This window comes from Hydrogenophaga sp. (assembly GCF_050182545.1).
GTDB lineage: Bacteria > Pseudomonadota > Gammaproteobacteria > Burkholderiales > Burkholderiaceae_C > Hydrogenophaga.
On sequence record NZ_JBFXCD010000017.1, the window covers coordinates 1 to 25204 of the forward strand.

Genomic DNA, 25204 nt, shown 5'->3' on the forward strand with positions numbered 1-25204 from the left:
CGTGGCGCTCGGCTGCGTTTGGTAACGGTGGAGCCCACGCCGTGGGCGGGGGACACGAACGAAGCGGCGCGCCACGCCGTCCTGAGTCCCGAAGCAACCGTGGAGCGAAATGTCTTCATGGGTTCTTGATCTCCGCGCCCTTGCGCAGGTAGAACCACCAGTTCAGCACCAGACAGACGGCATAGAAAATCGCGAAGCCGTACATGGCGAACTGCGGTGTGCCGGCCTTGATCTGCGCGCCGATGACCACCGGCGCGACGAAGGCCCCGTAGGCGGCGACGGCCGAGGTCCAGCCCAGCACCGGGCCGGCCTGCTGGCTGTCGAAGATGACGCCGATGGTGCGGAAGGTGGAGCCGTTGCCGATGCCGCTGGCCACGAACAGCACGATGAACAGGCCCAGGAAGGCGGGAAAGTACTGCTCGGGCGTGGCCGAGCCGTAGGCCTGCATCATCACGTAGCCCACCGCGCCCGAGGCCAGCACCATCACCGCCGAGATGACCTGGGTGACGATGGAACCACCGACCTTGTCGGATATCCAGCCCCCCAGCGGCCGCACCGCCGCGCCCACGAAGGGCCCGATCCAGGCGTAGGTGAGGGCCGAGGGTGCGTTGGGGTTTTTCAGCGTGTGCTGCATCACACCGGCCGCGTCGGCCACGTGCTGGAAGCCGAAGATCACCGTGATGGCCAGCGGCAGCACCATGGAGAAGCCGATGAACGAACCGAAGGTGACGATGTAGAGCGCGGTGAGCGACCAAGTGTGCTTGTTGCGGAAGATCGCGAACTGCCTGGCAACGCCATCCTTCATCGGGCCGAAGGCGGCCAGACGCATCACGGCCAGCGCCAGCGCGATGTCCAGCGGGATCGCGACCCACATGTTGAGCAGCCCCAGGCCGGTGGGCGCCGGCAGGTACAGGTACACGATGAAGATCGCGGGCACGAAGGCCAGCGTGTAGAGGTAGGTGACCTTGGCAAACGCCGCCACGGGGTGGCCGGCGTCGGGCGAGACGGTCTTGAGGTTGTTCATGCCGAACCAGCACAGCGCGCCCAGGGGAATCAGCGAGAGCACCCAGGCGAAGCCGGCGTTCTGGATGTAGGTGGGCGTGCCGGCGGCGATCTTGCCGAAGATCCAGCCGCTGTCCTTCACCAGCGTCATGGGCTCGCCGCCGAAAGCGCCGAAGATGCCCACCGTCATCACCAGCGGGATCACGATCTGCATCGTGGTCACACCGAAGTTGCCCAGGCCGGCGTTGAGGCCCAGCGCCGTGCCCTGCAGCCGCTTCGGGAAGAAGGTGCTGATGTTGGACATGCTGGAGGCGAAGTTGCCGCCGCCCACGCCCGACCAGAGCGCGAGCAGCTGGAACACCCACAGCGGCCATTCGGGGTGCTGCAGCGCGATGCCGGTGCCGATGGCCGGCGCCAGCAGCATGGTGGTGGTCAGGAAGATGGTGTTGCGGCCACCGGCCAGGCGCACCAGAAAGGACGCCGGGATGCGCATGGTCGCGCCCGAGATGCCGGCGATGGCGGTCAGCGTGAACAGCTCGGCCGGCGCGAACGGGAAGCCCAGGTTGAGCATCTGCACCGTGATGATGCCCCACATGCCCCAGACCGCGAAGCCGCACAGCAGGGCCGGCACGGAGATCCAGAGGTTGCGGTAGGCGATCTTCTTGCCGGTGCTTTCCCAGAACTTCTGGTCTTCGGGGCGCCAGTCCACGATGTCGGCGCCACTTCGGTTGGGGGTGATCATGGATCGGGCTTTCAGGAAGAAGAGGGTTCAGTTCTGCAGCGAGAACGGTTTGGCGTTGGCGCCCATGACCTCGGTCTGGCGCACCTCGGTCCAGTACATCCAGATGAGCGAGACCCAGACCACGCCGTACATCAGCATGAAGGCACTGGAGCGGATGCCGGTGAGGTCCATCAACGCGCCGAACAGGATGGGCAGCACGAAGCCCCCGAGGCCGCCGGCCAGGCCGACGATCCCGCTGATGGCGCCGATGTTCTTCGGGTAGTCGTCGCTGATGTACTTGAAGACGCTGGCCTTGCCGAAGGCCCATGCGATGCCCAGGATGAACATCAGCGCGGTGAAGACGTAGACGTTGAGTCCGATGTGGAAGGTCTTCGGACCGTTGACCGTGAGCACGGTGAAGTCGGTCTGCGGATACGACAGCAGGAACAGGCAGATCCAGCTCACCCACATCACCCACCAGGTGACCTTGTGCGCGCCGAATTTGTCCGACATCACACCGCCCACCGCGCGCAGCACGCCACCGGGCAGCGAGAAGCAGGCCGCCAGCAGCGCGGCCACGCGGATGTCCAGGCCGAACTCGCCCACGTAGTACTGCACCATCCACAGCGAGAGCGCCACATAGCCCCCGAAGACGATGCTGTAGTACTGGCAGTACTTGAGCACCTTGGGGTCCTTGAGCGACTTGAGCTGGTCCATGAAGGACACGTTGCTCGGCACCAGGTGCGAGGGATCGCTGTGGCTGAACAACCAGAACAGCACCACCGTGCCCAGCATGATGGCCGCGTACACCTGCGGCACCATGGTCCAGCCGAAAGCCACCAGCAGCACCGGCGCGACGAACTTGTTGACCGCCGCGCCCGAGTTGCCCGCGCCGTACACGCCCATGGCCATGCCCTGGCGGTGCCGGGGGAACCAGCGCGCCACATAGGGGGTGCCCACCGAGAAGGAGCCACCCGCCAGGCCGACGAACAGACCGATGGCAAGGAAGTGCCAGTAGGCGGTGGCGTAGCTCATGAGCCAGATCGCCGGCACGGTGATGGCCATGAGGATGGCCATCATGATGCGGCCACCGTAGCGATCGGTCCAGATGCCCAGCGGCACACGCACCAGCGAGCCGGTGAGTACGGGTGTGGCCATCAGCAACCCGAACTGGGTGGCGTTGAGGTCCAGCGCCTTCTTGATCGGAATGCCGATGACGCCGAACATCATCCAGACCATGAAACACACGGTGAAGGCCAGCGTGCTGACGATCAGCACCGACCACGCCTTCTTGTCTTGGTTCAGTTCAGGGGCCATGTTGTGTTCTCCACGCGGGACATGGCATGACTGTCGGCGCTGCGGGCGCGGCTGCCTATCCACCGGCCGGCTTGCCGGTCGCGGCGGAAGAACGATGGCGCGAGGACGCGGCGCGTCCGGAAGAACTACGGCCGCCGGCTTTCGGCTGTCACTTGATCTGGATCAAGGTGCCAGGACGATCGTGAGCAGCACGCTGGCGTCTTCCACCGCGCACAGGCCATGCGGCACGCCGCCGCGCAGGAAGAGCAGTTGCCCGGCCTGCAACCGCCGCACGCCCTCGGGTGTCTCGAAATCGATCGCGCCTTCCAGGCATTGCACCGTGATCTCGCCCGGGACCTGGTGCATCGGCATGGCCTTGCCCAGCGGCAGCCGCAGGCGGATCACTTCCAGTTGCCGCGACTTGAACAGGGCAACGGTCTGCATGCTGAGCGCGTCGCCGCCCTGGTTCGCGAGGGTGGCGATTTCGCCCGATTCGAGGTGGTGCAGGGCCATGGCGTTTCAGGTGGCTAGGGGGCGTGGCGGGCAGCGAACACCGCTGCCTGCACGCGCGAGGTGATGTGGAGCTTGCGCAGGATGTGCTGCACGTGGATCTTGACCGTGGTCTCCGCGATGTCGAGCTTGCGTGCGATGTGCTTGTTGCTGTCGCCGTGCGCGATCAGATCGAGGATTTCGCGCTCGCGCGCGGAGAGCAGGGCAAGTTCGGCCTCGGCTGCGCTCCGAGCCGCGACGGGAGCCTCCTCCAGCGCCTGCCGCCCGGGAGGCTGCGCACGCAAGGCCGCCACGAGCTTGGTGGTCATCTCGGGACTCACCACCGATTCGCCCGCCAGCACCTTCAGGATGGCTTCGCACAGCTGGTCCGACTCCACGGTCTTGAGCAGGTAGCCGTCGGCGCCGGCCTTGAGCGCGGCCACCAGGTCGGCCTCGTTCTCGCTCACGGTGAGCATGAGGATGCGCGTGCCCGGCGCAGCCTCCCGCAGCGCGGGGATGGCGTCCACCCCGAGCACGCCCGGCAGGTGGTTGTCCAGCAGGATCACGTCCGGGCGCTGCCGGGCCACGTAGCGCAGCGCCTCGCCCACGTCGCCGGCCTCGCCGCTCACCTGCAGGCGTTCGTCCTGCGACAACAGCGCCGTCAGGCCGCGACGGAACAGGGAGTGGTCGTCGACCACAAGCAACTGGATGGGAGGGGGCGTGGTCATGCGGTCGTGGCAAGGGCGGATGGCGCGGGTGCGGCCACGGGATGGGGAGGCAGCGTGAGCGTGACGGTGGTGCCCTGGCCGGGCTCGGAGCTCACGTCCACGCGAGCGCCGATCAGTGTGGCGCGCTCGCGCATGATCTTCAGGCCCACGTGGGACTGGTCCGGCAGGTCGCCGGCATCGAAGCCTGCGCCGTCGTCGCGGACGCGAAAGCACCATTGCGGCCCCTTGATCACGTCCAGCTGGATCTGGCTGGCCCCGGCGTGCTTGCGCACGTTGGAGAGCGACTCCTGCAGCACGTGCAGCACCTGCACCTGCACGTCGGCCGGCAACGGCAGGCCGTGGCCCTCGACGTGCAGGCGCGAGGCCAGGCCGGTCTGGTGCTGGAACTTCTGCAGGGTCTCCTGCAGCGCTCGCTCGATGTCGTCGGTGTTGGTGCGGGTGCGGAAATGCACCAGCAGTTCGCGCACGTCGTTGATGCTCTCGCGCAGCCCCTCGTCGAGTTCGTCAAGCGTGAGCCGGACCTGCGCCGACTGCTCCTTCTGCACGGCGGTGCGCAGCAGTTGCACCTGTATCTTGAGGAAGGCCAGCGACTGCGCGATGGAGTCGTGCAGCTCGCGCGCGATCAGGGCCCGCTCCTCGCCCACCGCGGCCTCGCGCTCCAGCGCCGCCGCGCGCAGGCTCTCAAGTGCGTTGGCCAGGTGGCTGGCGAGGGCATCGAGCAGCTCGATCTCGCCCGCGCCCAGGGTGGTGGGCGAGCGGTAGAACAGGTCGATCTCGCCGATGAGCCGGTGCTGCAGGCGCACGGGGACGCTCACCAGCGTCTCGTAGCCCGCGCGCGCGCAATGCCGCACGCCGTCGGCCTCGTGGCTGTGGATGGGGATGACGCGCGTGCGGGCATCGGGTTGCAGGTTGCCGCAGGCGCAGGCGCCCGCCAGCAGGCTGCGCTCTTCCTCCACCATGTCCTGCGGGAAACAGTCGGAGGCCAGCATCAGGTAGCGCTGGTTGGCCTCGTCGCTCCAGCGGATCGCCACCGCGTCCGCCCGGACCACCGCGCGCACGCGCTGTGCAAAGCCGCGCGAAAGCTCCTCGATGCTGCCGGCGTCGACCAGGAAGGCGCTGACTTCGTAGAGCGTCTCCAGCCGCGCGCGCTGCGCCTCGATGTGGCGCGTCTTGGTCTCGACCTGTGACTCCAGCCCGGCGTACATGGACTGCAGGGTGGACGCCATGCGGTTGAAGCCCGCGGCCACCTGGCCGAATTCGTCGTGCGTCTCGACATCCACACGCGCCTTGAAGTCGCCCGACTCCAGCCGTCGCAGGCCCTGGCTCAGCGTGGCCAGCGGGTTGATGACGTACATGTAGCCGGTGTAGAGCATCACCACCGCGCCACCGATGGCCAGGGCCATCATGAGGAACTGGAACAGGTTGAGGATGGCGGTGAAGGCCGAGAGCTGCTTCTCGATCGCCAGCACGAGGCGGTCGATGGCATCCACGAAACGGTCGGCCGTGCCCAGGGCCTGTTCCGCCGGTGGCGCGCCTTCCTGCAACCAGATCGCGCGCTGGCTCTGCCAGAGCGCCTCCACGTTGGCGAACTCGCGGCTGACCGCCTCGTCCCGGGGCACGAACAACGGGCGGCTGGCGTCGCCGCTGCGCAGCAGGCCCAGGCTCTGGTCGAACTGCCCCACCAGCGCCGCCACCTCGGCCATCGGGCGCTGCGCCTGCACGGCGCTGGTGAGGCGCCAGGTCTGCATGCGCATGCGCCCGGCCTCGTTGACGGCCGCAGCGCCGCCTTCGAGCTGCCAGGTGACCCACAGCGTCAGGCCGATGGAGGCCAGGGCCACGATGAGCAGGCCCGCGCCGATGCGCACGAGCTTGGTCGAGAGCGAGGCGGTGGACTGCATGGCGCGAGGCTATCGGCTTTTGCCGTGAGCCGATACCCGCGGCCGTCGGATCGGCCCCACGGGCGGCCCCGGCAAGCCGGGCACCAGCCGCAGGCGATGCACCGTCCGTTCGCCTGGAGCGGTTTCCATGGGCGCGACCAGATCGGCCAGCGTCAGGCCGTCGAGCACCTCCAGGTAGCGTTCCATGGCCAGGCCCAAGGCGCCCTTGAGGCGGCAGTGGCCGTCCAGGCGGCAGGTGTTGTGCGCCGCGTCGAAGCACTCCACCAGGGTGAAGTCGCTCTCGGTCTGGCGGACCACCTCGCCCAGCACGATGGCCTGCGCCGGCTTGAGCAGGCGCAAGCCACCGCCACGCCCGCGCGTGGTCTCCAGCAAGCCCAGACCGGAGAGGGTCATCACGATCTTGGTGAGGTGGCTGCGCGAGATGCCGTGGGCCTCGGCGATCTCGCCGATGGTGGCGGGCTGCTCGCGCTGCGCACTGGCGGCGCAGTACATCAGCACGCGCAGGCTGTAGTCGGTCCATTGGGTCAGTCGCATGGCACATCCTCCTCATGACCGATGGTCGGCTGGCCGTTTGAAATATTCATGTCACGTGCATTTTATGCGCTAATATGTTCATCTCATATGAATGTTTAAAGGAACCACGCCATGAACCAGATCGCCGACCGCCCCGACACCCTGGCCCGCGCCACGCAACCGATCGGACAGATCGCCGTCGACCTGCCGGGCGCCACCGCCGTCTTCCGCCGCCTCAAGCTCGATTTCTGCTGCGGTGGCCAGATCGCCCTGCAACAGGCCTGCGACAACAAGGGCCTGGCGCTGGACGCGGTGCTGGCCGAACTGGACCGGCTGGAGCGGCTGGAGCGGCCCGATGCACCGGTCGCGCCGCAGACACCGCACGACATGATCGACCACCTGCTCACGCGCTACCACGCGGTGCACCGCGAACAGTTGCCGGAGTTGATCCGCATGGCGCGCCGGGTGGAGGCGGTGCACCGGGATCACGCCGAGGTGCCCGCGGGACTGGCGGACCACCTCGAGACCATGGAAAGCGAACTGCTCGACCACATGGACAAGGAAGAGCAGGTGCTGTTCACGCTGCTGCGGGCCGGTGGGCGCGGCATGGCCGCGATGCCGATCGGCGTGATGCGGGCCGAGCACACCAGCCACGGCGCGCAGCTCGAACGCCTGCTGGCCCTGGCGCACGACACCACGCCGCCGAAGGGCGCCTGCAACACCTGGCGCGCGCTGTACGCGGGCATCGCGCAGTTCCGCGACGACCTGATCGCCCACATCCACCTGGAAAACAACCTGCTGTTCCCGCGCTTCGAACCCGCGCGCGCGGCCTGCTGCTGAGGCGACGCCCACGGCGGGAGCGACTATGCTTGTGGCGTCACCCCTGAACGCCACACCCGCCGCCACCCATGCCCGTTTTGGACATCGCCTGGGCCTACCCGCTGCTGCTCAAGACGCATGTGAGCCTGGTCGCGGGCAGCGTGGGCCTGTTCGCGCTGCGGGGCATCGGCGTGCTGTGGCGCCACGCCTGGCCGATGCGGCCGCTCTGGCGCCGCATGAGCGTGGTGATCGACAGCGCGCTGCTGCTCGCCGGCGCCAGCCTGTGGTGGCTGCTGCAGCTCAATCCGCTCCACCAGACCTGGCTGGGCACCAAGCTCGCGCTGCTGCTGGTCTACATCGCCCTGGGCACGATGGCGCTCAAGCGCGCGCGCACCCCGCGCTCGCGCGCGCTGTGCCTGCTCGCCGCGCTGGCCTGCGTGACCTTCATGGCCTCGGTGGCCCTGGCGCGGCACCCGATGGGGTGGTGGGCGCCGTGAGGCCGGCGCGCATCCCGCCGCCCACGAGCGCCGAGCTGCACCGCTCGCGTGTGGTGCGCGGGCTGCTGTGGCTGGCCGGCAGCGTCTCGCTGGCCCTGGGCCTCGTCGGCGTGGTGCTGCCGGGACTGCCCACCACGCCCTTCGTGCTGCTGGCCGCGGCCTGCTACGCCAAGGCCTCGCCGCGCCTGCACGGATGGCTGCTCCAGCACCGCTGGATGGGGCCGATGATCCGCGACTGGGAAACCCACCGCAGCCTGACTCGGCGCACCAAGACCGTGGCGCTGGCGAGCATGGTGCTGATGGTCGGCCTCTCGGCCTGGGGGTTGCGCCACCAGCCCGCGGCGCTGGCAGCGCTGCTGGTGGCGGCCCTGGTCGGTGTCGTGGTCGTGGCGCGCATTCCGACGCGCAAGACCTGAGGCCACGATGAGCCGCTGGCGCGCGGCCCGGTGGCGGATGGCGCGGAATCAGCCCGCCGCGCGACGAGCGAGCACCTCGAACGCCGGCAACGTCTTGCCTTCGAGCACCTCCAGGAAGGCGCCGCCACCGGTGGAGATGTAGCCCACGTCCTTCTCGATGCCGTACTTGGCGATCGCCGCCAGCGTGTCGCCACCGCCGGCGATGCTGAAGGCGCTGCTCTTCGCAATCGCCTGCGCGATGGCCCTGGTGCCGCCTTCGAAGGCTGCGAACTCGAACACGCCCACCGGGCCGTTCCACACGATGGTGCCGGCCTGCATCAGCTGCGCCGCCAGCTTCGCCGCGGTCTCGGGCCCGATGTCCAGGATCAGGTCGTCGTCCGCCACCTCGGTGGCCTTTTTCACCGTGGCCGGCGCGTCCGCGCTGAAGGCCTTGGCGGTCACCACGTCGGTGGGGATCGGCACCTCGGCGCCGCGCGCCTTCATGGCCTCGATCACCGCTTTCGCCTCGTTCACAAGATCGGCCTCGGCCAGGCTCTTGCCGATCTTCAGGCCGGCGGCGAGCATGAAGGTGTTGGCGATGCCGCCACCGACGATGAGCTGGTCCACATTGCCGGCCAGGCTCTTCAGGATGGTGAGCTTGGTGCTGACCTTGCTGCCGGCCACGATGGCCACCAACGGGCGCTTCGGGGCCGCCAGCGCCTTGGCGATGGCGTCCATCTCGGCGGCCAGCAGCGGGCCGGCGCTGGCGATGGGGGCGGTCTCGGCAATGCCGTAGGTCGTGCCTTCGGCGCGGTGCGCGGTGCCGAAGGCGTCGTGCACGAAGATGTCGCACAGGCTGCCGAGCTTTTTCGCCAGCTCGGGGCTGTTCTTCTTCTCGCCGACGTTGAGGCGGCAGTTCTCCAGCAGCACGACTTCACCGGGCGCGACGGAGAAGTCGCCTTCGATCCAGTTCGACACCAGACGCACCGGGTGGTCCAGCAGTTCGCCCAGGCGCGCGGCCACCGGGGCCAGCGAGTCCTCGGGTTTGAAGGCGCCTTCGGTGGGGCGGCCCAGGTGGCTGGTGACCATCACCGCAGCGCCGGCGTCCAGCGCCATGCGGATGGCCGGGATGCTGGCGCGGATGCGGGTGTCCTCGGTGATGCGGCCGGCATCGTCCTGCGGCACGTTGAGATCGGCGCGGATGAAGACACGCTGGCCCTTGACCTGGCCACGGGAACAGAGATCGGAGAATCGGATGAAGGACATGTTGGGCGGGCGCGCGGGCGCCGGAACGGCTGGCGAAGCCCGCATTGTAGGAAAGCCGCCGGCTCACATCGCCCGGGTCGCCCCCGCTGGCCGCGCGCCCGGTGCCTGGGCCAGCGCCGCGGCGCTGCAAGGCATCACAGCGTCCAGCGCAGGCGCGTATGCGCGGGTCTGCACGTCCAGCAGGCCCAGCACGGTGTGAAAGAAGTGGTCGTGCGTGATCGGATCGGCCGCGTGGTCGCGCAGACAGCCCATCGACAGGCCGGCGCGCTGGCGCAAGCCCGGCGAGAACCAGGCCACCATGGGCACGTGCGTCTGCTGATCGGGCGCGATGGCGTAGGGCACGCCATGCAGGTACAGGCCGTTCTCCCCGAGCGATTCACCGTGGTCGGAGACGTAGACCAGGCCCGTGTCTTCGGTGCCGCTGACCGCGCGCGCCTGCAGCCACCGCAGGGTCTGGTCGAGGAAGTGGTCGGTGTAGGCAATGGAGTTGTCGTAAGCGTTGACCAGCTGGTCGTGCGGACAGTCGGAGAGGGTGACGCTGCGGCATTCGGGCAGAAAGGGCTTGCGGTTCGCTGGCGCGCGGTGCGAGTACGCCGGCCCATGGCTGCCCATCTGGTGCATCACCACCACCGTGCCGCGCGCGCGCCGCTGCGGATCCAGCGCGGCCAGGCGCTGGTCCAGCCCGTCGAGCATGGCCTCGTCCAGGCACTCGGCACCCGCACAGAAGCCGGAGGCCGGGTGGTCGCCGGCGCGGGCATGGGGCACACGGTCGCACACGCCCTTGCAGCCGGCCTGGTTGTCGATCCACAGCACGGCCAGGCCCGCGCGCTGCAGCACGTCGAGCAGGTTCTCGCTCTCGGGCGCCTTGTCGCCGCCCTGTTGCCGCGTGAGCGGCGAGAACAGGCAGGGCACGGAGACCTGGGTGTTGGTGCCGCAGGCGTGCACCTCGCTGAAGTTCACCAGATCGCCGCGCGCCTGCCAGCGCGCGAGCGCGGGCGTGGTCTGGCGCGCATAGCCGTCGAGCCCGAAGTTTTGCGCGCGCGCCGTCTCGCCAATCACCAGCACCAGCAGGGGCGGGCGTGCCTGGCGGGCGTAGCTCGCACCCAGGCGGGCGTCCTCGCCCACCGGGCGCAATGGCTGGACCTGGCGGGGCAGCTGGTCGACGGTCAGGCGCACACCCGCATAGACCGTGTTGAGCGGGTTGGCCATGTAGCGCAGGTCCTTGTGGTTGCGCATCAGGGACGCCAGGCCCTGGTAGCCCAGCAGGGCGGCCAGCACCACCAGCGACAGGCCGGCCAGCACACCCGCGGCGTTGCGACCGGCCTGCGCGTGCCAGCGCCGCGGCGCCAGGGGCCGGCGCCACAACCACCACAGCGGCAGGCCCGCGACCGCCAGCACCGTGCCCGGCAGCGACCACGACAGCAGGTCGCGCACCTCGTTCACGTCGGTGTGCAGCACGTTGGCCAGCATGGTGGGGTCGATGACCACGCCGTACTGGCGCATGAAGTGCAGGTTGAGCGCGCTGACGAGGAGCAAGGCAGTGGCCACGGGCCGCCAGAGGCGCGGCCAGGCCGCCAGCGACAGCAGCGCCGCGGTGGCGCCCAGCAGCACCCCGCCCAGGCTACCGATCAGCGCCAGGCGCTGGGCGGCCGAGCCGCCGAGCGCGTCGATGCGTTGCCACAACGCCAGGTTGCCCACGCTGGCGAGCCACAAGGCCAGGCCCCACACCGCCAGCACGGGCGGCGTGGTCCTGCGCGCACGCGCGCTGCGCGCTGCGGTCGGGTTGCGCGAGGCGGGAAAGAACGGGGGCGACAACGTGACCAGCATGGGCAACATCCAGGGGCCGGCACACACCGGCACCCGGACTGTGTCGGGCCGGCGTTAAGCGAACCTTATGGGTCTTGCCATCATGGAGCGGACGCCCCGCCCGTTCCACCGGTTGGCGACGCTGGCCAGCGCAGCGAGAAGCGCGTGGTCATCGGCGCTTCGCCCTGATCGGTCACAAGGCGAGCGCCGAGCTGGTCGGCAATGCGTTCGACCAGACGCAGGCCCAGCCCCAGGCCTCCCGAACCGGCTGCGTGGGACGCAACGCCCTCGGACCTGCGTCCGTCGTCGCTGACCGAGACCCCGCGTTCGTCTGCGGTCTGCCAGACGTCGATCACGACCTGTGTGCCTGTCGGCGTGTGGCGCAGCGCGTTTTCGATCAGATTGCGCAAGGCCAGCTCAAGCAGCATGGACTGGCCCGCCACGAACACCGGCTGATCGGGTTGCTGCAGCGAGAGTTCGTGCCCGCTGGCATCGGCCCCGGGCGCATGCGTGGCGATCAGGCGCGCGGCGAGCTCGCCGAGTGCCACGCGTTCGGGTTTCGGCACCACCATGCCCGCGGCACCACTGCGCTGGGCGCGCGCGAGGTCCAGCAACTGCTGCAGGATGCGGCCCGCGCGCAGGGACTCCTGCTCCAGCCGCGCCAGGCGGTCAGGGGACGGATCGTGTTGCGCCGCGCGGGCCTGCAGCGCCATGGCCGCCAGCGGCGTGCGCAATTCATGCGCCACGTCGGAGGCGAATTCGCGCTCGCGCTGCGCACGGGTCTGCAAGGTGTCCACCAGCGCGTTGATGGCCGTGACCGTGCTGGTGAATTCGCGGAACCGGTGCCGGGTGTCCAGCCGCTGTCCGGCAAAGCCATCGAGCGCGGCCACCTCGTGCGACAGCTGGTCCAGCGGTCGCAGGCCGCGGCGGATCGCCCACCACAACAGCAGGGCCACCAGCGGCAACACCAGCAACGCGGGTTGCGCCACGTGCTCGGCAATGTCCTTGCCCAGTTCGTGGCGCTGGCGCATGTCGGTGAACACCACCACACGGCGTTGCTGCGCCCCTTGCCCAGTCTGCACAGAGAACACCCGCCACTGCGGCGCGCGGCCGGCGGCATCGATATCCACCGTGGCGAATCCCTGTGCCGGCAGCATGGCCATCTTCAGCCCCGGCACCAGCCCATGCGTGTCGGTGACGAGATGCCCGCCCTCCCAGGCCACCACCGCCACGTCCTGCAGGAACTCGTGCGACAGTTCGGGCAGGGGCTGCGGTGGCCCGTTCGCGGTGGTCGAAGGCGCTGCAGTCAGCCACAGCTGGGCCACGGCCACCATCTGTCCGTCGGAAAACTTGCGTGCTTCTCGAAACGCGGTGTACCAGGCCAGCGCGACCACCAGCAACCAGATCACCAGCAGCACGCCCAGCGCCCAGCCCAGCAGGTAGCGCCGCAACAGTCGCGGGGACGGCGCCGCGGCCTGGGCATCAGCGCTCATTGGCGAACCGGCTCCTGCGTCGGCACAAAGTACCCCACCCCACGCACGGTCTTGATCAGCGACTCGCCAAGCTTGCGGCGCAGGTGGTGGATATGGACCTCGATCGCGTTGCTCTCCAGCGCCTCGCCAAAGCCATACAGCGCCGATTCCAGTCGGGACTTTGACAGCACCTGCGGGCGCGCCTGCAGCAAGGTGAGCAGCAGCGCGAATTCCTTGCCCCCCAGCGCCACGGCCTGGCCCGCGCGCAGCACGGTGTGGGCGGCCGGGTCCACCACCAGGTCGCCGTGCTCGATCACCGGACTGCTGCGCCCGCCCGCGCGGCGCAACATGGCACGCAGTCGCGCCAGCATCTCGTTGGCGTCGAAGGGTTTGACGATGTAGTCGTCCGCACCACTGTCCAGACCGCTGATGCGGTCGCTCACGCCGTCGCGTGCGGTCATGATCAGCACCGGCATGTCGCTGTGCGGCAGCGATGTGCTGCCCGGGGCACGTGCAGGCTGACGGCGCAACCGCGCCAGCAGGTCCAGGCCTTCGCCATCGGGCAGCCCGAGATCGAGCAGCATCACGTCAAAGGGTTCGACCGCCAGCGCAAGCCATGCCGCATCCAGCGTGGCGCACTGATCCACCGCATAGCCCGCCTGGCGCAACGACGCCTGCAGGCCGCTGGCAATGCCGGGGTCGTCTTCCACCACGAGAGCGCGCATGTTGATGAGGTTTGGGCCGCAGGGGCAATCGACCCATTATGGGTTCGAGCCTTAGCACCGCCTTAAGGCACTGTTAATCCGCGCCAACCACAGTGCCGGCCCATGCATGCACTGTCCCTGCGGCTGGCCCGCCCCAGCCTCCAGCGGCCGACGCCAGCGTCCTGGCTGCTCGGTCTTCTCCTGCTCACCCTGCTCTGGGACGCCTCCGGCCTGGACCTGGCGGTGATGCGGGCCATCGGCACTCCGCAGGGCTTCGTCTGGCGCGACGCCTGGCTCCTTGAGCGCGTCCTGCACGACGCAATGCGCACGGTCATGACGCTGGCCTTCGCCCTGATGTGCGCGTGGGCGCTGTGGCCAGGGCTGGCGATGCCCCGGCGCGAACGCGCGCTGGTGGTGATGCTGACCACGCTGTCGCTGCTCGCCGTCAACCTGATCAAGAACGCCAGCCTGACCAGTTGCCCCTGGGACCTGCAGGCCTTCGGCGGTACGGCCCGCGCCGTCTCGCACTGGTCCTGGGGCGTTGGCGACGGCGGCCCCGGGCGTTGCTTTCCGGGCGGTCACGCCTCCGGCGGCTTCGCCTTTGTGGCCATGTGCCTGCCGTGGCTGTTGCCCCCCGATGGCGTGACGCGGCGGCGCGTGGTGGGGTTGCGCTGGCTCGCTGCCGCGCTGCTGAGTGGGGCGCTCGCGGGCGCGGTTCAGACGCTGAGGGGCGCCCACTACCCCAGCCACACGCTCTGGACGCTGCTGATCTGTGCCAGCGTGTCGCTGACCGGATGGCGGCTCGCGCTGCCGTGGCTCGCGGCGCAAGGGCGCACCGCACGTGCGGGTGGCGCACCTTCGCGCCCCTCGCCCATGGCTCAGGTGCTCACGGTGCTGCGTCCCCTGGTCGTGCCCGTGGTCGGCACGCTGGTCGTGTTGTCGCTGTCCCGGCTCGGGCTGGCATGGTGGCAGGCCGGGCGCATCACCCAGGCGCAGGCCTGGTCTCAGGTCTGGCTGCAGGGCCTGCGGTTCGACGCATTGCTCACCGGCATGATCTGGGTGTTCCCTGCCGCGATCACGCCCTGGATGGCCCTGAACCGGCGCAGCCAGCGCGGGTGGTGGGCCTTCCTGCGCTGGTACGGCGGGCTGGCCCTGCTGCTGGTGGCGTTCATGGAACTGGCCACGCCGGCGTTCGTCGCGCAGTACGACAGCCGGCCCAACTACCTGTTCGTGGAATACCTGGGCTATGCGAAGGAGGTCAGCGGCACCTTGCTGAAAGACCACTGGCCCCACCTGCTGGCGACATCGCTGCTGCTGCCGGCCATGGCCTGGGCCTATGCCCGACTGAGCCGCCCGGCACAGGCGCCCAAGACCGTTCGCGTCTGGGTGGCGCTGCCGCTGTCGGTGCTGTTGTTCGCCGCGCTGGCACTCTGCGCGCGCGGCGCGCTGGGACACCGCGCGGCCAACCCGGCCAGCGTGGCGGTGACCAGCGACCACCTGGTCAACGAACTGCCACTGAATTCGCTCTACACCGTGGCCTATGCCATCTACCAGTCGCGCAAGAGCGAGGCCGGCGTGGTGTACGCCGAGTTGCCGCGCGCCCAGGTGATCGACATCGTGCGCCGCGAGTCTGGCCTGCCCGAGGGCGCCTTCGTGGACGACCCTGCATCGCCCACGCGGCACAGGCAGGCCAGCCTATTTCCACGGCAACGTCCGCTGAATCTCGTCATCGTGCTCGAGGAGAGCCTCGGTGCCGAATTCGTGGGCAGCCTGGGCGGTCTCCCCCTCACGCCCAACCTGGACCGGCTGGCCACGCAGGGCCTGTGGTTCGAGAACCTCTATGCCACCGGCACGCGCTCGGTGCGCGGCATCGAGGCGGTGGTGGCGGGCTTTCCGCCCACGTCGGCGGTGAGCACCGTGAAACTGGCGAAGTCGCAGCGCGACTTCTTCACCCTGGCGGGTTTTCTGAAAGCGCGGGGCTACGAGTCGACCTTCTTCTACGGCGGCGAGTCGCACTTCGACAACATGCGCAGCTTCTTCATGGGCAACGGCTTCGACCACGTGGTCGAACAGAAGGACATGCCCGCGGGCGCCTTCATCGGCACCTGGGGCGCGTCGGACGGCGACCTGTTTGACATCGCACACCAGCACTTCAGCCGGCAAGCCAAGGACAAGCCCTTCTTCGGCCTCGTCTTCACCTCATCCAACCACGCGCCATTCGAATTCCCGGACACCGCGATCGAGTTGTACGAGCAGCCCCGCGGCACGGTGAACAACGCGGTGAAGTACGCGGACCATGCGCTGGGCCGCTTCTTCGACAAGGCCAGGCAGTCCGCCTACTGGGACAACACGCTGTTTCTCGTCGTGGCCGACCACAACTCGCGCGTCTACGGACCGTCGGTGATTCCGGTCGAGCGCTTTCACATCCCGGGCCTCATCCTCGGCGGTGCGGTGAAGACGCCCGAGCGCATCACCACCGTGGCCAGCCAGATCGACCTGGCGCCCACGCTGATCTCGCTGATGGGGCTCAGCGGTGAACATCCCCTGATCGGGCGCGACCTGAGCGATCCGGTGCAGCGCGCCCGCCCGGGCCGCGCGATCATGCAGTTCGACAGGATCCAGGCCTACATGGAGGGGTCGGAAGTGGCCGTGCTGCAGCCCGACGCGCCGGCCCGGCTGATGCGCTACGACAAGGGCCAGTTGCTCGACCGCAGCGACGGCGACCCCGGCCTGATCGCGAAAGCACAGGCACATGCCCGATTCGCCCAATGGGCGTACCAGGAAGGCTGGCACCGCTGAACGCGGTGCCCCGGCTGCGCGCTACCAGCCCAGGCCGAGCCGCAGTGGCAGGTAGACCGCCATGCCGCAGACGATGGTGCCCAGCACGCCACGCTTCCAGAAGAACCACGCCATGCCGGCGGCCGCGGCGAACAGCCGCGCGTCCTGCCAGGTGGTGATGAGCGCGCCCTGACTCATGACGATCTCGGGCACCACCACCGCGGAGAGCGCGGCGATGGGTGCGTATTGCAAGCCCCTCTGCGCCCAGTGCGGCAGACTCCAGGGCTTGCTGGAGATGAAGAAGAAGCCGCGCGTGATCACGGTGATGCAGCCCAGCAGCACGATGGTCAGCAGGGTCCAGAGGTCGAGGTCAAGCATGGCGCGCGCCCTCCCCGGGGCCGGCGGGCCTGAACTTCTCCAGCACCAGGCACAGGGCCACCGCGCTCGCGATCGCCACAAGGATGTTGAGCTTGAGCGGCAACGCCCAGGCCGCCACGGCCGCCGCACCGGCGATGCCGGCCGAGACGACACGCAGCTTCGAGGACGCGAGTGAGCACAACACGCCCAGCAGCGCCAGGATGCCGGCAAAGCCCAGGCCCCAGGCCACCGGGATGGCGTTGGCCAGCGCGATACCCAGCAGGCTCGCGCCCATCCAGGCCACGTAGTTCACCGCGCAGTTGCCCATGAGGTAGGCCTGCTGCTGCAGGAGTTCGTCGGGCGTGGCGCCGGGGTGCGGGTAGCGGCGCGCGAAGAACACGTAGCTCAGGTCGCCCGTGATGTAGCCCTTGAGCAGGCGCTCCCAGCGCGGCAGGTGCATCAGGTACGGCCGCAGGTGCGCCGAGAACACGACAAAGCGCAGGTTGACGCAGAAGGCCGCGGCCAGGATCACCCACAGCGGCGCACCGGCCGCGATCATGGGCACGGCGGCGAGCTGGGCGCTGCCGGCGTAGACGATCAGGGTCATCAGCACGGCCTCCAGCGCGGACAGGCCCGACTGCACCATGGCCACGCCGGTCATCAGGCCCCAGGCGCCAATGCCCATGGCCACCGAAAACTGGTCGCGCACGCCCTCCCAGTACTCGGGCCGCTCGCGGTAGATGCGCCGGTGAAACATCAGCGCACCTCCTTCGAGGGCACGACGGCATCCAGCACCTGCCCGGGCGAGAGCGCAAAGCCGCGCAGGAAGTCCCCCGCCGCCAGGCGCTTGCCCCCCGCGCGCTGCAGCTCGGTGAGCACCAGCGCTCCCTGGCCCGTGGCCACGTGGATACCGTCCGCGTTCGCGGCCAGCACTTCACCGGGCGCGCCATCGGCCGACGCGGCGCCAACGTGCGCGACCCACACCTTGATGGCGTCGCCACCCAGCGAGGTGGCCGCACCGGGGAAGGGGTTGAAGGCGCGCACGCGCCGCGCCAGCACGGTGGCCGGTGCGGTCCAGTCGAGCGCGGCCTCGTTCTTCTCGATCTTGTGCGCGTAGGTCACGCCCTCGTCGGGCTGCGGCTCGGGGTGCAGGCCACCGCAGGCCGCGATCTCCAGCGCCTCCACGATCAGACGCCCGCCGAGCACGGCCAGCCGGTCGTGCAGGCTGCCGGTGGTGTCGTCGCCACGGATGGTGAGCCGCTCCTTCAGCAGCATGGCGCCCGTGTCCAGGCCGGTATCCATCTGCATGATGGTCACGCCGGTCTCGGCGTCGCCGGCCTCGATGGCGCGGTGGATGGGTGCCGCGCCGCGCCAGCGCGGCAGCAGCGAGGCATGGATGTTGAGGCAGCCCAGGCGGGGGGTATCGAGCACCCACTGCGGCAGGATCAACCCGTACGCGGCCACGACCAAGGCATCGGCCTGCGTGGCCTCGATGGCAGCGCGAGCGGCGGCCGCGTCTTGCGGGTACTTGCCATCCAGGCGCAGGCTGCGCGGCTGCGCCACGGCGATGTGCCGCTCCAGCGCGAGCTGCTTCACGGGGGAGGCCTGCAGTTTCATGCCGCGGCCGGCCGGCCGGTCGGGCTGGGTGAGCACCAGCGGCACCTGAAAGCCGGCGGCCAGCAAGCGCTCGAGCGCGGCGCGAGCAAAGTCCGGCGTGCCGGCAAAAACGATCTTCATGGATGACGAGTTAGGTGAACGGGGCCGCCGATGTCGGGCGACCACGCGGATGCAGGCGTCAGTATCCGACGTGCCCGCATTCGTCGATGCGCGTCACGCGCGCAGGGCCTCGCGCTGGGCTTTCACCAGCTTGGACTTGATGCGCCCCTGCTTGAGCGGCGAGAGGTACTCGACGAACACCTTGCCAAGCAAGTGGTCCATTTCGTGCTGGATGCACACGGCCAGCATGCCCTGGGCGTCGATCGTGCGCTCCGCGCCTTGACCGTCGAGCGCGCGCACTCGCACCGCGATGGAGCGCTCCACGCCGTCGTAGATGCCGGGCACCGACAGGCAGCCTTCCTCGCCCTTGCGCTTCTCGGGGCTGGCCCATTCGATCTCGGGGTTGATCAGCACCAGCGGTTCGTCGCGCGTCTCGCTGACATCGATGACGATCAGGCGCTCGTGCACGTCTACCTGCGTGGCGGCCAGTCCAATACCGTTGGCGTCGTACATGGTGGCAAACATGCGCTCGATCAGCGTACGGATGCGCTCGTCCACCGCCTGCACGGGCCTGGCCACGGTGTGCAGGCGCGGATCGGGGTAGCGCAGGATGGGCAGAAGCGAAGGCGGATTCATGACGGTCGGCGGTGGTTTCAGGTCCGTTGCGGACAGGGCATCCACTGTACCCGGGCGACGGCTGGCGGCGTGCCGGTGACAGGCGGATGGCGATGTCGCTATTTTCGCGACTTTTGCGACGACGCGTGTGAGCCCACCGCCATAAACATTGCCTAATCAAAGGCTTGGGCGCAAAATCAAAAGCGACTTGTCAAGACACGAGCGCCGTCGGCGACCGGCTGTGGGTTCCCCGGAACGGCAGTCTGGACACCGGTGGTTGCCGCCCAGGGGCCACCTCATGCCATTGAAATCCAGCCAGTCCGTCCTTCCATTCCAACCCCTGCGCACGCTGCGTCCGCTGGCTTGTGCCACCGCCGTGCTGGCCACCCTGATCGCCAGTGGCGCTTCGGCCCAGAACTACCCCATCACCCCCGGCCAGCGCGCCATTGCCGACCAGGTGGCGCAGGCCGGCGTGCCCTTGTCCGAACTGGCGCCGAATGCGCCCGACAGCTACACCATCAAGCGCGGCGACACGCTGTGGGCGATCTCGGGCGTCTTCCTGAAAACGCCATGGCGCTGGCCCGAGCTCTGGGGCATGAACCGCCAGGACATTCAGAACCCGCACCGCATCTACCCCGGCCAGGTGCTCTACCTCATCAAGTCCGGCGACCGCGCCATGCTCAGCACCCGGCCCGGCGGCAATGGCGACCCGGCCACTGTGCGCGTGACACCGCGCACCCGCTATGAGAGCCTGGGCGATTCGGCGATTCCGCCGGTATCGCTGCAAGCCATCGAGTCGTTCCTGACGGAGCCCATGATCGTGGACGAGGCCACCTTTGCGCGTGCACCGCGCATCGTCGCCACGCAGGAGAACCGTGTCCTGCTCACGCGCGGCGACCGTGCCTACGCTCGCGCCCTTTACAGCGACAGCGCCCAGGGCGAACCGCTGACGGTGGTGGAAGGCCAGTCGATCGACTACCGCGTGTTCCGCAACGCCACACCGCTGCGGGACCCTACCACCAACGAGATCCTGGGCTATGAGGCGCAGTACGTGGGCAAGGCGCAACTTGTCGACGGTGAAACCAGGCGCGCGGCCGCCGACGACAAGAACGCCACCGAACTGGTGCCGGCCAAGATCGACATCGTGTCGGCCAAGGAAGAGATGCGCATTGGCGACCGCCTGCTGCCCGAACCCGAGCGCGAGCTGAGCAACTACGTGCCGCGCGCGCCCGAGTCGGCGCAAAGCGGCCAGATCGTTTCGGTCTATGGCAACGCCGTGCGCTATGCCGCGCAAAACCAGGTCGTCACGATCAACCGGGGGCGCGAACATGGCATTGAACGCGGCCACGTGCTCGCCCTTCAGCGCGAGAGCAGCCTGGTGACCGACACCACCGACCAGGCCCGGCCGCAGTTGCGCCTGCCCGGTGAGCGCAACGGCCTCATGATGGTGTTCCGCACCTTCGACAAGGTGTCCTACGCGCTGGTGCTGCAGATCACCGACGGCGTGAAGGTCGGCGACCGCTTCGTCAATCCCTGAGCCGCGCAATCGCGATGCTCCGGCCCGAGCTGGCCGCCTGGATGCGGCTGCTGCTCACGCCCGGCGTGGGCCTCGAATCCGCCCGAAAGCTGCTGGCGGCATTCGGGCTTCCCGAGGCCGTCTTCGCCCAATCGCTCGACGCTTGGCAGACCGTGCTGGGGACCCGCGCGGCGAACGCCCTGGATACGCCACCTGAAGACCTCGACGCTCAGGTGGACCGGTTGCAGGCCTGGCTGGACGGCAGTGCCGACCGGCATGTCCTGACCCTGGAGGATCCACTCTACCCGGCCGAGTTGCTGCAGATGGCCGACCCGCCACTGATGCTGTACGTGCTCGGCAACGTGCAAACGCTGCACCACCCTCGCCGGCTGGCCATCGTCGGCAGCCGCAACCCCACCCCTCAGGGCGAGGCCAATGCGCGCCAGTTCGCCCAGGCGCTGGGCCAGGCCGGTGTTTGCGTCGTCTCGGGCATGGCGCTCGGCGTGGACGGCGCGGCCCACGATGGTGCGCTGCTGGGCGGCGCCCCCACCGTGGCCGTCGTCGGCACCGGGCTGGACCGTGTTTATCCCAAACGCCATCTGGCCCTGGCGCACCGGATCGCCCAGAACGGCGCCATCGTCAGCGAGTACCCGCTGGGCACGCCGGCTCTGGCGCCCAACTTTCCGCGGCGCAATCGAATCATCGCGGGGCTCTCGCAGGGCACGCTGGTCGTGGAAGCCGCAGTGAAGTCGGGCTCGCTGATCACCGCACGACTCGCCGCAGAGCAAGGGCGGGAGGTGTTCGCCATACCGGGCTCCATCCACGCGCCGCAGGCGCGGGGATGCCACGCACTGATCCGCCAGGGTGCGAAGCTGGTGGAGTCGGCACAGGACATCCTTGAGGACCTGCGCTTCGCTGTGCCGGGAACACCTGACAAAGCCACCGCGGAGGATGGTGGCAACGCCACGCCCGATGAAGACGCCCTCCTGAAAGCGATGGGCTACGACCCGGTGAGCCTGGACGCGCTGCAAGCCCGCACGGGGATGGACACCGCGCATCTGCAGGCCCGCCTGCTGGAGCTGGAGTTGCAGGGCGACGTGGCGCGGCTTCCCGGAGGCTTGTTGCAACGGTTGGGCCAGGGCTGACCGCCCTGTCGCACCCGCCCCGAGGCTTTTAGTTCAGCAAGCGCTCGGGGTTGGCCTCGAGCTTGGCCATGGCGTCGCGCGTGGCGCGCACGGTGAGCGCCTCTTCCTCGCTTGGCACGAGCAAACCCGCCTGCAGGTAGGCCGCCACCCGCGTGGCCTGGATCAGGAAGCAGCGCCCGCCATTCGTCACAAAAAGGTAGAGCTGGCCGCGCTCGCTGCGCCAGGCCAGTTGCACGCTGTTGAGCTTGCCGTTGTGGTCCAGCCCGAACCAGGAACCGATCTGCAGCTCCACGGCCCACGAGCGCATGGCCTCGTTGGGCTGGCTGCCACCCTGGTTGATGACTTCGATGTTGCTCGCGTCCACCCCGGTGATCATCTCGATGCTCTCCGTGTCCAGGTCGAGGTCGCCCACGCCGTTGGCCGGCAGGTAGTCCTCGAGATTGGCCAGGCGTTCGGACAGGTTGTCCAGGCTTTCCTGCGAGATGGCCTCGGTGCGCGACATGAAGGCGTCGGCCAGCGTGTCGCTGACCGACTTGATGTGCTGATCCTGCAGCAGGGTCGGAAAGCCCAGCAGGCTCATGCCCTGGCGCAGGCGTTGCAGCAATCCTGGCAGTTGCTGGATGACACGCGCGCGGTCGTTGCGATTGGGTTTGGCGCTGGCGGCCCACAACAGGTCGGAGGCCACCTGCTTGAGCGCGGTGGTTTCCTCGTGTCGCAAGCCGTGCTTGACGCTGGCCACCGCGAGCACGTCGACCCAGACCTTGAACAGGAAATCGCGAACCTCGTCGCGCACCGGCACGTCGTCGAGCAGCTTGCGCAACTCGATGGTGTACTGCACCGACAGGGTCTCCTTTTGTTCCACCTGCTGCGCCACGCTCACGAAGCGGCTGGCGCTGCTCTGCTCGCTGAGGTATGTCGAGAGGAATTTCTGGAACTCGTCGAACACCAATTGGAACACCCGGCGGCCGGTCTCAGGGTACTGCTCGATCACCTGCACCACCCGCTTGATCTCGGCCTCCAGGGCTGCCGAGCCCACATTCGACTCAAAACCCATGACGCAAGAGCCCATGCGGTCGATCAGGCGGCGTGCGGGATGCTGCAGGGCGCTGAAGAACTCGGGTTCGGCCAGCGCGACGCGCAGCACCGGAATCTGCAGGCGCGCGAACCAGACCCGCACACTGGGCGGGATACGCTCCTCGGCCAGGATGCTCTGGAACATCAGAGCCACCACCTCGATGGTGGCCTTCTCGGTCGGCGTGCTGGCCGCCTGCTTGAGTTCGGCCGTGCGCTGGCGAAGCGATGTGGCCGCACGCTCCACATGGCCGGCATCGACATACACCGCGCCGGCGCCCGACGCGCCGGACACATACAGACCCGCGCCCACGCTGGGCGATGCAATCTGGTGCTGGATCGCCTGCTGCAGCCGCGGCGAGGGAGGCAGCAACTGGGTGGCCTCGAAATCGCCCCCGACCCGATCAATCAGCATCCGTTTGAGACGGCCGACCACACCCTGAGCGCGCATGCGCGCCCGCGCCAGCGGCGAAGTGCCGGTCATGAGCCGGGTCTCGTCGTGCACGCCCATGCCAGATGAATGCGGGCCGGCGCGGCCTGGACCCCCACCCGTGCCGGGCATCGCTCCCTGGCTGGATGCGGAGCCGAAGCCCCCCCCTGTCCCCATGCCCGAAGAGGGGCCACCCGAGGCCGGATGGGAACCCGCCGCAGCGGGACGAGGACCTGCCGCGGAGGCGTCGCGCCGGGGCACCGGCATCGCGTCGCTGCGGCTACCGGGCACCCGCCTGACCAGTGCCTGCAGGTCGATTTCCTTCATGACGCCGCTGGCCACGAGAAACTCGTTGGCGGCCTTATAGGCCTCGTGCAGCTTGCCGGCAAGGATGGGCGACATGGCGTCCTGCACCAGCGCCCAGGCTTCGCGGGTCATGTGCGCGTCAAGCCATTGATCGACCAGGATGCGTGCGGTCACGTCGGGCAACAGCACGTCGCCACGCGGCAACTCCTGTCTGCCCTCCAGATGCTGGATGCGCAGGCGCAGCTCGTTGAGTTCGGTGGACGACTTGTCGAGCACCTGCATGGCCAGGCGCGAAGCCAGGATCTGGTCGTCGATGGCGCCCTCGGCCACCAGCTCGAGCTGCCCGGACACGCTGGTCGGGCTGCCCGAGTTGGAGAATCGCGGCAGCAGGGTGCGCTGCAAGGACTTGCGGGTTTGGTTGAGCCAGGTGGTCTGGTTCTTCTGGAAGCCGGTCCAGGCGTCGCGGCGCACCTGCATCTCTCGCGCCGGGCCCGCCTGATCCAGGATGGACGTCAGACGCGTGTCGCAGGCCTTGACCAGTTCGGGAAGTGCGCGGCCCACGTGAACCACGAAGAGTTCACGTGCCTGTTTGGCCAGGGAGGAAACGTGCTGATCGGGCGGCGACACAATGCGTGCAGTATGACACGGTTGGCGTCAACGCCCGGTCGCCAGCGCCCCGAACGCCGCCATCCCCACGCCCATGTTCGCGCTTATACGACAGCGCCGGCGTTCGGGTCGTCCGGATCGCCGTCCGTCCTGGTGGCCTTGACCAGGTCCTCGCGCTTGATGCCCAGCCACATGGCCACCGCCGCGCCGACGAACACCGACGAGTAGATGCCGAAGCAGATGCCGATGGTCAAGGCCAGGGCAAAGTAGAAGAGGGTGGGGCCACCGAAGATGAGCATGGACAGCACCATGGCCTGGGTCGATCCGTGGGTGATGATGGTGCGGCTGATGGTCGAGGTGATGGCATGGTCGATGACCTGCGGCGTGCTCATCTTGCGCTGGCGCCGGAAAGTCTCGCGGATGCGGTCGAAAATCACCACCGACTCGTTGACCGAGTAGCCCAGCACGGCGAGCACGGCCGCCAGCACGGCCAGCGAGAATTCCCACTGGAAGAAGGCGAAGAAGCCCAGAATGATGACCACGTCGTGCAGGTTGGCGATGATGGCCGACACCGCGTACTTCCACTCGAAGCGGAACGCCAAATAAATCATGATGCCCACGATCACCAGCGCGAGTGCCTTGAGTCCGCTGGAGACCAGTTCCTGCCCGACCTGCGGGCCGACGAATTCGGTGCGACGCAGCGTCACCGTCGGGTCCTGCGCCTTCAGCGCCGCGAGCACGGTCTCGCTTTGCTGACCGGACGATTGACCTGCCTGCGCGGGCAGGCGCAACAGCACGTCGCGCGAGGTGCCGAAGTTCTGCACAGGCACGTCGGCGTACCCCAGGGAATCGATGACCTTGCGCACCGCTTCCAGGTCAGCGGGTTGCTCGTAGGCCACTTCCATGACGGTGCCACCGGTGAACTCCACCGAGAGATGCAGGCCGCGCGTGGTCAGAAAGAACACGGCCGCCAGGAAGGTGATGAAGGAAATCGCGTTGAGCAACAGCGCGTTCTTCATGAACGGGATGTCACGGCGGATGCGGAAGAATTCCATGCT

The 25204-nt window shown here is 68.6% G+C and carries 22 protein-coding genes; 6 read left to right on the top strand and 16 right to left on the bottom strand.

Annotated features, from left to right (window positions below):
- Positions 1-115 precede the first annotated feature (115 nt).
- The 6 genes from AB7P10_RS15790 to AB7P10_RS15815 form a co-directional block, all read right to left on the bottom strand.
- Entirely contained in the window at positions 116-1744 is a 1629-nt protein-coding gene (locus AB7P10_RS15790; RefSeq protein WP_428294803.1) for an antiporter, read from the bottom strand.
- A gap of 27 nt (positions 1745-1771) precedes the next feature.
- Positions 1772-3040, bottom strand: coding sequence for an MFS transporter (locus AB7P10_RS15795; RefSeq protein ID WP_428294804.1), 1269 nt, complete (start codon positions 3038-3040; stop codon positions 1772-1774).
- A gap of 162 nt (positions 3041-3202) precedes the next feature.
- The gene (locus tag AB7P10_RS15800) at positions 3203-3532 is read right to left on the bottom strand and encodes a cupin domain-containing protein (RefSeq protein WP_428294805.1); all 330 of its coding nucleotides are present in this window, start codon (positions 3530-3532) and stop codon (positions 3203-3205) included.
- A gap of 14 nt (positions 3533-3546) precedes the next feature.
- Positions 3547-4236, bottom strand: coding sequence for a response regulator (locus tag AB7P10_RS15805; protein ID WP_428294806.1), 690 nt, complete (start codon positions 4234-4236; stop codon positions 3547-3549).
- Positions 4233-6134, bottom strand: a complete 1902-nt coding sequence (locus AB7P10_RS15810) for a type IV pili methyl-accepting chemotaxis transducer N-terminal domain-containing protein (protein ID WP_428294807.1) — start codon at positions 6132-6134, stop codon at positions 4233-4235. The genes AB7P10_RS15805 and AB7P10_RS15810 overlap by 4 nt, the downstream gene beginning before the upstream one ends.
- Before the next feature lie 9 nt (positions 6135-6143).
- On the bottom strand, positions 6144-6668 hold the full coding sequence (locus AB7P10_RS15815; protein ID WP_428294808.1) for an Rrf2 family transcriptional regulator: 525 nt from the start codon (positions 6666-6668) through the stop codon (positions 6144-6146).
- A gap of 111 nt (positions 6669-6779) precedes the next feature.
- Here AB7P10_RS15815 and ytfE point away from each other — a divergent pair, with 111 nt between their 5' ends.
- The 3 genes from ytfE (at position 6780) to AB7P10_RS15830 (ending at position 8379) form a co-directional block, all read left to right on the top strand.
- The gene (gene ytfE, locus AB7P10_RS15820) at positions 6780-7487 is read left to right on the top strand and encodes an iron-sulfur cluster repair protein YtfE (RefSeq protein ID WP_428294809.1); all 708 of its coding nucleotides are present in this window, start codon (positions 6780-6782) and stop codon (positions 7485-7487) included.
- 68 nt (positions 7488-7555) lie between these two features.
- Positions 7556-7963, top strand: coding sequence for a SirB2 family protein (locus AB7P10_RS15825; RefSeq protein ID WP_428294810.1), 408 nt, complete (start codon positions 7556-7558; stop codon positions 7961-7963).
- On the top strand, positions 7960-8379 hold the full coding sequence (locus AB7P10_RS15830; protein WP_428294811.1) for a YbaN family protein: 420 nt from the start codon (positions 7960-7962) through the stop codon (positions 8377-8379). The genes AB7P10_RS15825 and AB7P10_RS15830 overlap by 4 nt, the downstream gene beginning before the upstream one ends.
- Before the next feature lie 48 nt (positions 8380-8427).
- Here the strand turns inward: AB7P10_RS15830 and AB7P10_RS15835 are convergent, their stop codons facing one another.
- From AB7P10_RS15835 to AB7P10_RS15850, 4 genes are all read right to left on the bottom strand, one after another.
- The gene (locus tag AB7P10_RS15835; protein WP_428294812.1) at positions 8428-9624 is read right to left on the bottom strand and encodes a phosphoglycerate kinase; all 1197 of its coding nucleotides are present in this window, start codon (positions 9622-9624) and stop codon (positions 8428-8430) included.
- 63 nt (positions 9625-9687) lie between these two features.
- Complete coding sequence (locus AB7P10_RS15840) at positions 9688-11451, bottom strand: phosphoethanolamine transferase (RefSeq protein ID WP_428294813.1); 1764 nt, start codon at positions 11449-11451, stop codon at positions 9688-9690.
- Between the two features lie 80 nt (positions 11452-11531).
- Complete coding sequence (locus AB7P10_RS15845; protein ID WP_428294814.1) at positions 11532-12923, bottom strand: histidine kinase dimerization/phospho-acceptor domain-containing protein; 1392 nt, start codon at positions 12921-12923, stop codon at positions 11532-11534.
- On the bottom strand, positions 12920-13627 hold the full coding sequence (locus AB7P10_RS15850) for a response regulator (protein WP_428294815.1): 708 nt from the start codon (positions 13625-13627) through the stop codon (positions 12920-12922). Before AB7P10_RS15850 ends, AB7P10_RS15845 begins: the two co-directional genes overlap by 4 nt.
- Positions 13628-13729: 102 nt before the next feature.
- On the opposite strand from AB7P10_RS15850, the gene AB7P10_RS15855 reads away from it, so the two are divergent.
- Positions 13730-16405 carry a sulfatase-like hydrolase/transferase gene (locus tag AB7P10_RS15855; RefSeq protein ID WP_428294816.1) on the top strand — a complete coding sequence of 892 codons (2676 nt, stop codon included), beginning with the start codon at positions 13730-13732 and terminating at the stop codon, positions 16403-16405.
- A gap of 21 nt (positions 16406-16426) precedes the next feature.
- Here the strand turns inward: AB7P10_RS15855 and AB7P10_RS15860 are convergent, their stop codons facing one another.
- The 4 genes from AB7P10_RS15860 to def form a co-directional block, all read right to left on the bottom strand.
- Complete coding sequence (locus AB7P10_RS15860) at positions 16427-16762, bottom strand: AzlD domain-containing protein (RefSeq protein WP_428294817.1); 336 nt, start codon at positions 16760-16762, stop codon at positions 16427-16429.
- Positions 16755-17498 (bottom strand): AzlC family ABC transporter permease, encoded by a 744-nt coding sequence (locus tag AB7P10_RS15865; RefSeq protein WP_428294818.1) that lies wholly within the window; start codon positions 17496-17498, stop codon positions 16755-16757. The genes AB7P10_RS15860 and AB7P10_RS15865 overlap by 8 nt, the downstream gene beginning before the upstream one ends.
- The gene (gene fmt, locus AB7P10_RS15870; protein ID WP_428294819.1) at positions 17498-18478 is read right to left on the bottom strand and encodes a methionyl-tRNA formyltransferase; all 981 of its coding nucleotides are present in this window, start codon (positions 18476-18478) and stop codon (positions 17498-17500) included. The genes AB7P10_RS15865 and fmt overlap by 1 nt, the downstream gene beginning before the upstream one ends.
- 93 nt (positions 18479-18571) lie before the next feature.
- Positions 18572-19093, bottom strand: a complete 522-nt coding sequence (gene def, locus AB7P10_RS15875) for a peptide deformylase (protein ID WP_428294820.1) — start codon at positions 19091-19093, stop codon at positions 18572-18574.
- Between the two features lie 277 nt (positions 19094-19370).
- On the opposite strand from def, the gene AB7P10_RS15880 reads away from it, so the two are divergent.
- Both AB7P10_RS15880 and dprA read left to right on the top strand, forming a co-directional pair.
- A complete protein-coding gene (locus tag AB7P10_RS15880) occupies positions 19371-20609 on the top strand; it encodes a LysM peptidoglycan-binding domain-containing protein (RefSeq protein ID WP_428294821.1) in 1239 nt (412 codons plus the stop codon).
- Between the two features lie 14 nt (positions 20610-20623).
- The gene (gene dprA / locus AB7P10_RS15885) at positions 20624-21733 is read left to right on the top strand and encodes a DNA-processing protein DprA (RefSeq protein ID WP_428294822.1); all 1110 of its coding nucleotides are present in this window, start codon (positions 20624-20626) and stop codon (positions 21731-21733) included.
- Positions 21734-21761: 28 nt separating this feature from the next.
- Here dprA and AB7P10_RS15890 read toward each other — a convergent pair whose 3' ends face one another.
- The gene (locus AB7P10_RS15890) at positions 21762-24167 is read right to left on the bottom strand and encodes a DUF1631 family protein (protein WP_428294823.1); all 2406 of its coding nucleotides are present in this window, start codon (positions 24165-24167) and stop codon (positions 21762-21764) included.
- A gap of 83 nt (positions 24168-24250) precedes the next feature.
- Positions 24251-25201 (bottom strand): protein translocase subunit SecF, encoded by a 951-nt coding sequence (secF, locus tag AB7P10_RS15895; protein WP_428294824.1) that lies wholly within the window; start codon positions 25199-25201, stop codon positions 24251-24253.
- Positions 25202-25204: the final 3 nt, after the last annotated feature.

Excerpts from the sequence above, each read along its gene's own strand:
- AB7P10_RS15865 (WP_428294818.1), bottom strand. The coding sequence starts at position 17,498 with ATGTTTCACCGGCGCATCTACCGCGAGCGGCCCGAGTACTGGGAGGGC.
- AB7P10_RS15845 (WP_428294814.1), bottom strand. The coding sequence starts at position 12,923 with ATGAGCGCTGATGCCCAGGCCGCGGCGCCGTCCCCGCGACTGTTGCGG.
- AB7P10_RS15840 (WP_428294813.1), bottom strand. The coding sequence starts at position 11,451 with ATGCTGGTCACGTTGTCGCCCCCGTTCTTTCCCGCCTCGCGCAACCCG.
- AB7P10_RS15835 (WP_428294812.1), bottom strand. The coding sequence starts at position 9,624 with ATGTCCTTCATCCGATTCTCCGATCTCTGTTCCCGTGGCCAGGTCAAG.
- AB7P10_RS15805 (WP_428294806.1), bottom strand. The coding sequence starts at position 4,236 with ATGACCACGCCCCCTCCCATCCAGTTGCTTGTGGTCGACGACCACTCC.
- AB7P10_RS15810 (WP_428294807.1), bottom strand. The coding sequence starts at position 6,134 with ATGCAGTCCACCGCCTCGCTCTCGACCAAGCTCGTGCGCATCGGCGCG.
- AB7P10_RS15825 (WP_428294810.1), top strand. The coding sequence starts at position 7,556 with ATGCCCGTTTTGGACATCGCCTGGGCCTACCCGCTGCTGCTCAAGACG.
- AB7P10_RS15815 (WP_428294808.1), bottom strand. The coding sequence starts at position 6,668 with ATGCGACTGACCCAATGGACCGACTACAGCCTGCGCGTGCTGATGTAC.
- AB7P10_RS15790 (WP_428294803.1), bottom strand. The coding sequence starts at position 1,744 with ATGATCACCCCCAACCGAAGTGGCGCCGACATCGTGGACTGGCGCCCC.
- def (WP_428294820.1), bottom strand. The coding sequence starts at position 19,093 with ATGAATCCGCCTTCGCTTCTGCCCATCCTGCGCTACCCCGATCCGCGC.
- AB7P10_RS15855 (WP_428294816.1), top strand. The coding sequence starts at position 13,730 with ATGCATGCACTGTCCCTGCGGCTGGCCCGCCCCAGCCTCCAGCGGCCG.
- AB7P10_RS15860 (WP_428294817.1), bottom strand. The coding sequence starts at position 16,762 with ATGCTTGACCTCGACCTCTGGACCCTGCTGACCATCGTGCTGCTGGGC.
- fmt (WP_428294819.1), bottom strand. The coding sequence starts at position 18,478 with ATGAAGATCGTTTTTGCCGGCACGCCGGACTTTGCTCGCGCCGCGCTC.
- AB7P10_RS15800 (WP_428294805.1), bottom strand. The coding sequence starts at position 3,532 with ATGGCCCTGCACCACCTCGAATCGGGCGAAATCGCCACCCTCGCGAAC.
- AB7P10_RS15880 (WP_428294821.1), top strand. The coding sequence starts at position 19,371 with ATGCCATTGAAATCCAGCCAGTCCGTCCTTCCATTCCAACCCCTGCGC.
- ytfE (WP_428294809.1), top strand. The coding sequence starts at position 6,780 with ATGAACCAGATCGCCGACCGCCCCGACACCCTGGCCCGCGCCACGCAA.
- secF (WP_428294824.1), bottom strand. The coding sequence starts at position 25,201 with ATGGAATTCTTCCGCATCCGCCGTGACATCCCGTTCATGAAGAACGCG.
- AB7P10_RS15850 (WP_428294815.1), bottom strand. The coding sequence starts at position 13,627 with ATGCGCGCTCTCGTGGTGGAAGACGACCCCGGCATTGCCAGCGGCCTG.
- AB7P10_RS15795 (WP_428294804.1), bottom strand. The coding sequence starts at position 3,040 with ATGGCCCCTGAACTGAACCAAGACAAGAAGGCGTGGTCGGTGCTGATC.
- dprA (WP_428294822.1), top strand. The coding sequence starts at position 20,624 with ATGCTCCGGCCCGAGCTGGCCGCCTGGATGCGGCTGCTGCTCACGCCC.